General features: G+C 41.8%; 5 protein-coding genes, 1 tRNA gene and 1 pseudogene. 1 reads left to right on the top strand and 6 read right to left on the bottom strand.

Annotation, left to right across the window (positions count from 1 at the left end; all coding sequences use genetic code 11):
• Positions 1-37 precede the first annotated feature (37 nt).
• From Q8W26_RS05355 to purL, 6 genes and pseudogenes are all read right to left on the bottom strand, one after another.
• The gene (locus tag Q8W26_RS05355; protein ID WP_305472611.1) at positions 38-1,903 is read right to left on the bottom strand and encodes a SurA N-terminal domain-containing protein; all 1,866 of its coding nucleotides are present in this window, start codon (positions 1,901-1,903) and stop codon (positions 38-40) included.
• Between the two features lie 351 nt (positions 1,904-2,254).
• Positions 2,255-2,331, bottom strand: a tRNA-Asp gene (locus tag Q8W26_RS05350).
• A 21-nt stretch (positions 2,332-2,352) separates the two neighbouring features.
• Positions 2,353-2,649, bottom strand: a pseudogene (locus Q8W26_RS05345) (HU family DNA-binding protein); the annotation flags it as partial.
• Between the two features lie 241 nt (positions 2,650-2,890).
• A complete protein-coding gene (gene lon, locus Q8W26_RS05340; RefSeq protein ID WP_305472609.1) occupies positions 2,891-5,242 on the bottom strand; it encodes an endopeptidase La in 2,352 nt (783 codons plus the stop codon).
• Between the two features lie 197 nt (positions 5,243-5,439).
• Positions 5,440-6,279, bottom strand: coding sequence for a 2OG-Fe(II) oxygenase family protein (locus Q8W26_RS05335; RefSeq protein WP_101213861.1), 840 nt, complete (start codon positions 6,277-6,279; stop codon positions 5,440-5,442).
• 200 nt (positions 6,280-6,479) lie between these two features.
• A complete protein-coding gene (gene purL / locus Q8W26_RS05330; protein WP_305472606.1) occupies positions 6,480-10,361 on the bottom strand; it encodes a phosphoribosylformylglycinamidine synthase in 3,882 nt (1,293 codons plus the stop codon).
• A 170-nt stretch (positions 10,362-10,531) separates the two neighbouring features.
• On the opposite strand from purL, the gene mltF reads away from it, so the two are divergent.
• On the top strand, positions 10,532-12,031 hold the full coding sequence (gene mltF, locus Q8W26_RS05325) for a membrane-bound lytic murein transglycosylase MltF (protein ID WP_153071478.1): 1,500 nt from the start codon (positions 10,532-10,534) through the stop codon (positions 12,029-12,031).
• The last annotated feature ends 206 nt before the right edge of the window (positions 12,032-12,237 follow it).

Raw genomic sequence — 12,237 nt, 5'->3', positions numbered from 1 at the left:
GCGGTAATCACCGCCTTTTTATAGAGTTAATTACCCATTACTGGACAGGATACTGAATATCACTTGTCGCTTTTAATGAATCAATAAACGCTTTGTAAGTAGTATCAGCGTTTAGACGATTTAGACGATTAACCACTTCAGCCACCTGCTGTTCCGTTGCTACGACATCGTGCGCAGCAACTAAAGAAACAATCGCTTGTCCTTTAACAGTCTTAACTAACTCAACCTGCGGCGTATCTGTTGCTTTTGCTAACTTGAATGCAGCTGTAACAATCGCATTATCAATATCACGCTCACTACGTTTAACTGCAGACTTTTCAACAACTGAAACTCCATCTACAACCGTACCAGCACTCCAAGAAGCAAAATAATCTTGTGCTTTTTCTTTAGCGAGCTCCTGTGAGTGTTCTTGAACAAGGCGCTGTTTGATTTGCTCTGTCACATCAGCAAGAGATTTAACCTCACTTGGATTATGCTGTTTTAAGCGGATAACCATGTGATGTTCAGGTGTGATCTCAATAACATCAGAATTACTCGCTGAACTCAGTACAGCATCTGAAAACGCCACACTAATTACTTCCGGGTAGTTAACAACGGCCGGAGCGCCAAAGCGAGCAAATAACTCTGTGTGTTGAACTTGAGCATCAATAGCAACCGCGGCTTCATCAAGGTTCTCAGGAACTTGGAAAGACACATCAACTAGCTCTTGTTGTAGCTCATAGAATAATTCCTTAGCAGCCTCATCAACAAGTTCTTGCTCAATACCTTCTTTAACGTCATCAAATGACTTGGTTGTCATTTCTTCAGCATCAGTCACTTTAATCACGTGGAAACCAAACTCAGTTTTAACTAGGCTTGATACCTCACCTTTACTTAAAGCAAAAACAGCCTCATCAAATGAAGGGTCCATCACACCAGGTTCAATCCAGTCTAGATCACCACCTTGCTCAGCACTAAAAGTATCATCAGATGATGCTTTTGCAACAGTAGCGAAGTCTTCACCACCTTGAACACGAGCTAAGATATCATTTGCAGTGGCTTGTGCAGCAGTTTCATCATCACCGAATTCCACTAAGATGTGTGATACCTTACGACGCGGTGTTGACTGGTACTGGCTAAGATTTTCATTGTAAGCAGCTAACACTTGGTCTGCTTCAATTGATACTTTGCTTTTTAATGCGTCAACTTTTAATTCAACAAACTCTAAGCTAATTTGCTCTTGAGTCATGAATTGACCGCTGTTTAGATCATAATAATCATTAATTTGTTCATCAGAAACCGTAACGTCATTAATAAAATCAGCCGCAGCCACTTCAATGAAGCGGATATCACGCGTTTGTTGTTCTAATGCTGCTAATGCTTTAGCTTCACTATCCAGTGTGAAATCAGAACTAATCAGAGAAGTCATTAGCTGACGACGAGTCATGTCGACACGTAACATCTCTTTAAACTGCTCTACACGGTAACCAGCACGGCGAATCAACATTAAGTAACGGTCATTATCAAATTGACCATCAACCTGAAACTCAGGCATTTTACGAATCGCTAGCTTAATTTCTTCGTCACCAACACGTAAGTCCATAGCGTGTGCAGTTTGCTCAATAAGCTCTTGAGCTACTAAACGCTCTAGGACACCTTGACGCACACTCGCCATATAGTTCGCATCATTAGCGATAGCTTTAAACATTTCACCGAACTGTTGCTCTAAGCGACTACGTTCTTGTTGAAATTCATCTTCTACTTGTGCAGCAGTAATTTTTTGGCCGTTGACGATAGCGCCAGCCACTTCATTTGAACCACCAAGATAACTACCAATACCGGCTAAGGCGAATGAAAGGATCACAACACCAAGAATTGCTTTTGCAACAACCCCTTGAGATCCATCCCGAATTTTTTCTAACATCAGAGCCTCTTTAAACTGTCTGTTTATTATTTTTATAGCATTTGCACTAAGTAAACGCTCTTGTTGTGCCTTGGGAAAATAAGCTTGAACAATGCACTCGATTGACTAATAGCTAGCTATTGGGATTGAGAGCAACGAAGTTCCAGTTTGTTTTAGCTGGCTCAACTGGGCAAATACTTAATGTAATTGTTATTAGATTGATAAAATTGCGCACATCATAGCAGCAAAGTTAGGGGCAATCTATATCTCAAACCCAATATCCTGCGGGTTTTATGACAATAGTAAAATTATTTTTATCTAAGATTAGTTTGATAAAAAAAAAGCGCATCTGTTTAGATGCGCATTTTAATTTGGCGGAGTGGACGGGACTCGAACCCGCGACCCCCGGCGTGACAGGCCGGTATTCTAACCAACTGAACTACCACTCCTTATTCGCTATAAACTAACTCTTAGTTTACTGAATCTTTTAGTGCTTTACCGGCTTTAAATGCTGGAACGTTAGCAGCAGCGATTTTAATCTCTGCACCCGTTTGAGGATTACGTCCTGTACGAGCTGAACGTTGACGTACTTCGAAAGTACCAAAACCAACTAGTGAAACTTTGTCATCTTCTTTAAGTGCATCAGTTACAGTTTCGATAAAAGCGTCAAGTGCGCGACCTGCGTTAGCTTTAGAAATATCAGCGCCTTCAGCGATTTTATCAATTAGTTGAGACTTATTCATGTCATCCCCTTCAGTTTTTCTTGTTACAACAGCCTCATATCCTGAGCTGTATTTTTATATTAGGTAATTTGAACTGGTTCAAGTTACCCACTAAATATAGATTTTATTATTGTTAATATTCTAAAATAGCCTAGCGCTAAGTCGTGCTATCACTGCTTTAGAGCAATTCAACGCTAGCTAGGCTATCACAGTTTTTCCTAATAAAAACTACTTTTTTTAATTATTTTACAGTTTTTTAATCAAATTTTATGATTTCAACTAAAGTTTAAGCTGATTTAGCACAAAATCCTTGTGGATCATGCTCTAACGCGAGCGTGAGTACATCGTCAATCCATCTAACAGGATGAATTTCTAAATCACCAATGACGTTTTCTGGAGTGTCAGCAAGGTCACGTTCATTCTCATATGGTATTAAAACACGTTTAACGCCACCACGGTGAGCCGCTAGAAGCTTCTCTTTTAGGCCCCCAATTGGTAACACTTCACCACGTAAAGTAATCTCACCGGTCATCGCGACATCACCGCGTACAGGATTGCCAGTTAAGCTTGATACCAGCGCAGTGCACATCGCTATGCCAGCGCTTGGACCATCTTTTGGTGTTGCCCCTTCCGGGACATGCACGTGAATATCACGCTTCTCATGAAAGTCACTATTGATACGAAGTTTCTCAGCGCGAGAACGAACTACAGTCATCGCCGCTTGTATCGACTCTTGCATCACATCACCCAAAGAACCGGTATACGTCAGCTTACCCTTACCAACAACAGATGCCGTTTCGATGGTCAGTAAGTCACCCCCCACCTCAGTCCATGCTAACCCTGTCACTTGACCAATTTGGTTATTACCGTCGGATTTGCCGTAATCAAAACGTTGCACCCCTAAGAAATCGCTGAGATTTTGATCCGTAATCACAACCTTACCTTCAACTTCTTTTAGTAAGATGGTTTTAACCGCTTTACGGCATAACTTAGAGATTTCACGCTCAAGCGAACGTACGCCAGCTTCACGTGTATAGTAACGAATAATCCCGATAATCGCGCTATCTTCGATTTCAATCTCTTTTGCTTTTAAGCCGTTACGTTCAATTTGTTTTGACAGTAAATGCTGCTTAGCAATATTGAGCTTTTCATCTTCGGTATAGCCAGATAAACGAATCACTTCCATCCGGTCCAATAAGGGACCCGGAATATTCATTGAGTTAGAAGTCGCTACAAACATTACATCTGACAGGTCATAGTCTACCTCAAGGTAATGGTCGTTGAAGCTATTGTTTTGTTCTGGGTCAAGCACTTCTAGTAATGCTGACGCAGGGTCGCCACGCATGTCAGAACTCATTTTATCAATTTCATCAAGCAGGAATAGCGGGTTTTTCACTTCCACTTTTGCCATTTTTTGAATCAACTTGCCCGGCATTGAACCAATATAGGTACGACGGTGACCTCGAATCTCTGCTTCATCACGTACACCACCTAACGCCATACGGACATATTTTCGTCCAGTAGCTTTAGCGATAGATTGACCCAATGATGTTTTACCAACGCCAGGAGGCCCAACAAGACACAAAATAGGCCCTTTAAGCTGACGCACTCGTGACTGTACTGCGAGGTACTCTAAAATACGTTCTTTTACTTTCTCTAAGCCGTAGTGGTCAGAGTTTAATACCACTTCCGCTTTAGCAAGATCTTTCTTCACTTTGCTACGCTTTTTCCATGGCACAGAAACCATCCAGTCCACATAGCTACGCACTACTGTTGCTTCAGCAGACATCGCTGACATCATCTTAAGCTTCTGTAACTCTGCTTCCGCTTTCTTTTGTGCGTCGCTTGGCATACCAGCGTCTTTGATCTTTTGTGCCAACTCTTCCATTTCGTCGGGCGTATCATCAAGCTCACCAATCTCTTTTTGAATGGCTTTCATCTGCTCATTGAGATAGTACTCGCGTTGAGACTTCTCCATTTGCTTTTTAACACGGCCTCTAATTTTCTTTTCCATGTGAAGTAGATCAATTTCCGACTCCATCATGGTTAATAGAAATTCTAAGCGTTCATTAACATTATCAATCTCAATGACTTGCTGCTTATCCTCAAGATTAAGCGTCATATGAGCAGCCATTGTATCGGCCAAGCGAGCAGCATCATCAATCCCCGACAGTGAGGTTAATACCTCAGGTGGGATTTTTTTATTTAATTTAATATAAGAATCAAATTGGGCAACAGCTGTTCTAATCAAAACTTCTTGCTCTAGATCTTCTAATGGCTCTGTCACCATATACTGAGCATCAGCACTGAGTAAGTCTTCACCAGCGTATAATTTGTTAATACGAGCACGCTGATTACCTTCGACCAATACCTTTACAGTACCGTCAGGTAGTTTTAATAGTTGCAAGATGGTAGCTACAGTACCAACTTGATAGATCTCATCCATTTGAGGGTCATCAACATTCGAGTCCTTTTGTGCCACTAACAAGATAAGTTTATCTTGTTCCATAGCGGCTTCTAAACAACGAATCGACTTTTCACGGCCAACAAATAATGGGATCACCATGTGGGGGTACACGACCACATCGCGTAACGGTAAAACAGGAATATCAATGCGTTCTGAGCGCTCTAAAGGCATGTTTTTCTCTCTTAACTGGGATCCACAAATATTACTTACAATATATTGGGGTAAATCAATAGAATTCAACAGCTATTTATAAATAACTTTAGTCAATTATTTACAGCGCGCAGCAGATTACTCAAGCTTTTTATCAGATATAAACAAAAAAAGACTCTAGTTGAGTCTTTTTTAATCAGTTTATGTCATTTTTTAACTTACTTAACACCGAGTTCGCGCAAACGCTCATCAAGGTAGCTTCCCGCAGTATAACGCTCAGATAACTTAACTTCAGGGTTCGGATGTAAAAATAATGGTAACGAAATACGAGAGTGTTCCGTCCGGCCCCCTGTAGGATTAATGACTCGGTGAATAGTCGATGGGTAATAACCACCAGACGCTTCTTGAAGCATGTCCCCGATATTGATGATCAAGTTACCAAAATCACAAGGCACATCAAACCAGCTTCCGTCGTTAGCGACAACCTGAAGACCTGGCTCATTTGCAGCTGGAAGCACTGTTAATAAATTAATATCACCATGTGCTGCTGCACGTACCGCTCCTGGCTCTTCCTCTCCAGTGATTGGTGGGTAGTGTAATACACGCAGTAAGGTACCTTCACTGCCTTCAACCATCGATGGTAGCGATTGGTTAAATCTCACTTTCACATCACTTGGCGCGTGCTCTTCAATCCAACCAAGTAACTCCTGCGCTAAAGCATTAGCGAGTTGGTAATACTCCATCACCTCATCTTTAAGGTGCTGCGGCATTTTACCCCAAGGGTAACAATGAAAATATTCTTTAATATCTTTTACTGAATGGTCTTTAGCTGTTTCTGATACTGACGGAGGGAAATAACCATCTTGTGTTTTGGGATCAAATAAAAAGTCATGCTTAGCTTCAGTCATGAAGAACTCATACCAATTATCATAAATTGATTGCACTTTCTCTTTTGCAATTGGGTGGTTAGTTAACACGCCAAAGCCCGTGTTATGTAATGATTCAACAAAGCGCTGTGGCGCATCATCCGCAGTATAATCAACAGTTAAAACGTTCATAAGTATCTCATGTGAAATTAATAAGCATAAAGCCTGACAAATTCTACGGATTTATCGGAACAATTAACAACCGTTATAATTATTCTTAGCCTCCTTTTAAACTTTTTGAGCTGTTGGTCACAAATTAATGAACAATAGCGCATATAAAAAAAGAGCGGCCAAAGCCGCTCTTACTGTTTTGTAAAAATTAACTTACTTAACTAGCCAACGTTAACACGCGCGTTACGGAACATACGCATCCATGGGCTATCTTCTTGCCATGCATCTGGTCGCCATGAGTTTGCAACAGCACGGAAAACACGCTCAGGGTGAGGCATCATTATCGTGACACGACCATCGGTAGTTGTTAAACCAGTAATACCAGCAACAGAACCGTTAGGGTTTGCAGGGTATTGCTCTGTGATTTGACCATGGTTATCAACATATTGCAGGGCAACCGTGCCACTTGCTAGTGCTGCATCAACCGCTTGCTGGTTTTTAAACTCAGCATGGCCTTCACCATGAGATACAGCAATTGGCATACGCGAACCAGCCATACCATCAAGGAATAACGATGGGCTGTTTTGTACTTCAACTAAGCTAAAGCGTGCTTCAAAACGCTCTGATTTGTTTTGTACAAAGTGAGGCCATAAATCAGCACCAGGAATTAATTCCTTCAAGTTAGATAGCATTTGACAACCGTTACAGACACCTAATGAGAATGTATTATCACGGTTAAAGAAGTCGCTAAACTGACCGCGAGCTAGGTCATTAAATAAGATTGATTTTGCCCAACCTTCACCAGCGCCTAATACGTCACCGTAAGAGAAGCCACCACAGGCAACCATACCTTGGAACTGCTCAAGTGTAACACGACCAGATAAAACGTCTGACATATGAACGTCAATCGCTTTAAAGCCAGCACGGTTAAATGCCGCAGCCATTTCAACATGAGAGTTAACACCCTGCTCACGTAAAATAGCAACTTGTGGTTGTGCACCTTTTAGGATAAATGGTGCGGCGACATCTTCGTTTAAATCAAACGTCAATTCAGCATGTAAACCTGGGTTATTATCATCAGTTTTTAATGCAAATTCTTGCTCTGCACACGCTGGGTTATCACGTAATTTTTGCATTTCAAAGCTAGTTGCTGACCAAAGTTTACGTAAATCACTACGCTTAGCACTAAACACCGCTTCACCTGCAACATCAACATTGATGTTATTATCAGTGTTTAATGTACCAATATCATAGCTAACATCAGCTAGACCGTGTTGTGCTAATACTGATTCAACAGCACTAACATCAGACTCACGAATTTGAAGTACACAACCTAATTCTTCGTTAAACAACTGCGCTAATGCATCGCCTTGTGGCAATGACAAGCTAACACCCGTATTACCCGCAAAAGCCATCTCAGTCGCTGTAGTGAATAGACCACCGTCAGAGCGATCATGATAAGCCAACAGTTTGCCATCAGCTAATAACGCTTGAACAGAATCGAATAAACCTTTTAACAACTCTGGGCTATCTAAATCTGGCGTTTCATTACCTAATTGCTTGTAAACCTGTGCTAATGCCGAGCCACCTAGACGGTTTTGACCTGCACCTAAATCAATCAGAATTAGACGTGTTGCGCCTTTATCAGTACGAAGCTGTGGAGTTAGCGTTGTGCGAACATCAGTAACTGGTGCGAAAGCTGTCATCACTAATGATAACGGCGCGGTGACTGTCTTATCTTCGCCATCTTGTTGCCATTGGGTCTTCATTGACATTGAGTCCTTGCCTACTGGGATAGTAATACCCAGCGTAGGACATAACTCTTCACCAATGGCTTTGACCGCTTCAAATAAACCAGCATCTTCACCAGGGTGACCTGCTGCTGACATCCAGTTAGCTGACATTTGAACTTGGCTAATCTCACCAATTTGCGCGCTTGCGATATTGGTTAGGGACTCAGCCACAGACATGCGAGCAGAAGCAGCAAAGTTTAATAATGCAATTGGTGAACGCTCACCCATCGCCATAGCTTCACCCGCATAAGTATCATAACTAGCAGCTGTTACTGCACAGTTTGCTACAGGCACCTGCCATGGACCAACCATTTGGTCACGAGCAACAAGACCTGTTACCGTGCGGTCACCGATAGTAATTAGGAAGCCTTTATCTGCAACAGTTGGTAAACTTAATACACGAATCGCCGCATCATCGATTGACACATCGTCAAAAGCTAGTGAATCACCATCGACAACTTGCGTAACAACATCACGGCTCATCTTCGGTGGTTTACCTAATAATACGTCCAGAGGCATATCGATTGGCGTATTGTCGAAGTGACTATCAGTTAATGACAGATGCTCTTCTGCTGTCGCTTCACCAACCACAGCATAAGGAGCACGTTCACGTTGACAAATAGCATCAAACTGCTCAAGTTTATCAGCAGGAACAGCCATTACATAACGCTCTTGTGACTCATTACACCAGATCTCATGAGGAGCCATGCCTGGCTCATCATTTGGTACGTTACGCAGTTCAAAGTTACCACCACGGCCACCATCGCTTACTAGTTCAGGAAATGCGTTTGAAATACCACCTGCACCTACATCATGAATGAACGCTATTGGGTTATCTTCACCAAGCTGCCAACAACGGTCGATCACTTCCTGACAACGTCGTTCAATTTCAGGGTTCTCACGCTGGACAGAAGCAAAGTCTAAGTTTTCAGCTGACTGACCAGATGCCATAGAAGAAGCCGCACCGCCACCAAGACCGATATTCATTGCTGGTCCACCCAGAACGATTAATTTAGCACCTACAGGAATTTCACCTTTTTGAACGTGCTGGTCACGGATGTTACCTAAACCACCGGCAATCATGATTGGCTTGTGATAACCACGTACCTCAACACCGTTATGGCTGTTAACTTGCTCTTCATAAGTACGGAAATAACCACAGATTGCAGGACGACCGAACTCATTATTAAATGCAGCACCACCTAGTGGGCCTTCAATCATAATATCAAGCGCTGAAACGATGCGACCAGGTTTACCGAAATCTGTTTCCCATGGCTGCTCTGCACCAGGAATACGTAAGTTTGACACAGTAAAACCTGTTAAGCCCGCTTTAGGTTTTGACCCACGCCCCGTTGCACCTTCATCACGAATTTCACCGCCCGAACCTGTTGCAGCACCAGGGAATGGCGAAATTGCTGTTGGGTGATTGTGAGTCTCAACTTTCATTAAGATATGAATATCTTCTTGGTTATATTGGTATTCACACGTTTCTGGATTCGGGAAGAAGCGACCGGCTTTAGAACCTACCATCACTGACGCATTATCTTTGTATGCAGATAAAACGTTTTCAGGGCTCTTTTCGTAAGTGTTTTTAATCATTTTAAATAATGATTTCGCTTGTTGGCTACCATCGATAGTCCAATCAGCATTGAAAATTTTGTGACGACAATGCTCAGAGTTTGCTTGAGCAAACATCATTAGCTCAATGTCATTTGGGTTACGGTTTAATCCAATAAATGCATCAACTAAATAATCAATTTCATCATCAGCTAAAGCTAAGCCCATCTCAACATTAGCCGCTTCAAGTGCCGCTTTACCGCCACCTAAAATATCAACACTACGCATCTCACCAGGTTCAGCGCTAACAAATAATTGCTGCGCGGCATCCATGTTGTCACTGACCACTTCCATCATGCGATCATGAATCAAGCTAATTAACTGTTCGCTCTGTGCTTGCGTTAATTCACCTTCTACATAATAAGCGATACCACGTTCTAAACGTTTAACTTGGCTAAGGCCACAGTTATTAGCAATATCTGTTGCTTTTGATGACCATGGAGAAATAGTGCCTGGACGAGGAGTCACTAGGTACAAAGTCCCAGCAGGCTCATGCTCAGCAATAGTCGGACCATAGGTTAATAGTTTATTTAGTTTTTCTAACTCTGCTGCTGACAATGGTGCAGTTAAGTCAGCAAAATGAACAAACTCAGCATAAATACTTGTCACAGGCAAAGATAACTCTGCTGCACTTGTTAACAGTTTATTTGTACGAAAGTCTGATAGGGCCGGGGCTCCGCGAAGGATTTCCATAAAGATATTCACCAATTTGAAAGTGGATGGACTAAAATTCCGCGATATTATAAGTGAAATAGCTCACAAAATTAACCTTTAGATTAATATTTCGTGCGTCGCATTTCATATCGCTTTCTGTTATAACTAAAAGAGACAAAGAAATAGAACCATTTTGAAGAGGTAACACATTGATTAATAGATATTCTAAAGGGCGCGTGAGTTACTATTTATCAATGATGGCATCACTGGTTTTTTTAGCGAGTTGTACGCCACCGCCAAAGCCAAGTGATACGACACAAATTAAACAACGAGACACATTAGTTATTGGTACGCTCTATAGCCCAGAGTTAAGTAGCGATAGCCAGCATTCATCCTATGGTATGGAATTTGAATTGGCTCAAAGTTTCGCTCAACACCTAGGCGTTAATTTAAAAATAGTCGCTAATGCTGATCTTAATACCCTATTTGAAAAACTTGATAACAATAAAATTGATATATTAGCAACAGGGCTCACTGTCACGGAGCCCCGACTAGCCAAAATGCGTTTCGGTCCTCCTTATTACCAAGTCTCGCAACAGCTGATTTTTAAGCAAGGTAAAAAAAGGCCCCGCAAGCTAAGTGACTTAACAGGCAAGCTTATGGTCATTGATGGCAGTAGCCATCATGAAACGTTGATCGAGTTAAAACAAGACAATCCAGAATTAACTTGGCAAACAACAACAGATTTAAACCCAGATCAATTACTGAAACACCTCATCGATGAAAAAATTGATTATGCCATCGTTGACTCAACTGTGTTAGCACGCAATAGACGTTTATACCCAGACTTAAGCCTTGCTATGACCCTCAAGCACTCAAAGCCTATCGCTTGGGCGCTCTCAAAAAATACCGATGATTCTTTATTTAGTGAAGTCATTTCCTTTTTTGGTCAACACCAAGGGGACGGTGAGATTATCCAATTGGAAGAGAAGTATTTTGGTCACGTAAAACGCTTTGACTATGTTGATACTCGCGCCTTTATCAAAGCGGTAGAGACTAAGTTAAATAAATATCAAATCCTCTTTGAAATATACGCTGAGCAGTTAAGATGGGAGCAAGTTGCAGCCATATCTTATCAAGAGTCTCATTGGAACCCTCGAGCAAAGTCCCCTACAGGGGTTCGTGGAATGATGATGCTGACATTACCCACGGCAAAACAGATGGGTGTAAAGAGTCGTTTAGATGCGGAGCAAAGCATTCGAGGCGGTGCTCAGTATATTCAAAGTTTATTAAAGCGAGTCCCAGAATCAGTTCCACAAGACCAACGCTTTTGGTTCGCTTTAGCGGCATACAATGTCGGGTTTGGTCACCTACTTGATGCCAGAGCGTTAGCCAAAAAGATGAACAAGGATCCTGATAGCTGGACTAGCATTAAGCAAATATTACCATTGCTTGAAAAAGCCAAATATTACAAAAAAACACGACATGGCTTTGCTCGGGGTCGGGAAGCCGTTCACTATGTCGATAGCATCCGGCGCTATTTTGAAACACTCACAGCGATGAACATCAGTTCTAAACTCGAAGAGCCATCATTGGCGATAGCCGCTAAAGCAGACTCCTTGCCCCAGCAACCTATTGTACGTCAGTGGGCAACACCAAAAGTCGTTGAAGAGAAAAAACCTATTCTAGAACTACTAAGAATAAATTAAGGCCCCCCACCAAGGTGACAAGTTTTAATACGTTTTGCCTAATTGCCATTGACTTAAAACAATGACATAGTACTTTTTTTGTTCGAAGTACGATTGTTATAGTTCAATGGCATTTGGTGTGCCTAAAACTATTCTTATTAAAAATCGAGCTAAAGTTGATCCAAAACAACTTCACTAAAGTACTTATAGGTTTATCCTATTGGCTA

Source organism: Psychrobium sp. 1_MG-2023 (genome assembly GCF_030689115.1).
Lineage (GTDB): Bacteria > Pseudomonadota > Gammaproteobacteria > Enterobacterales > Psychrobiaceae > Psychrobium.
This window is presented reverse-complemented; position numbering and strand designations above follow the sequence as displayed.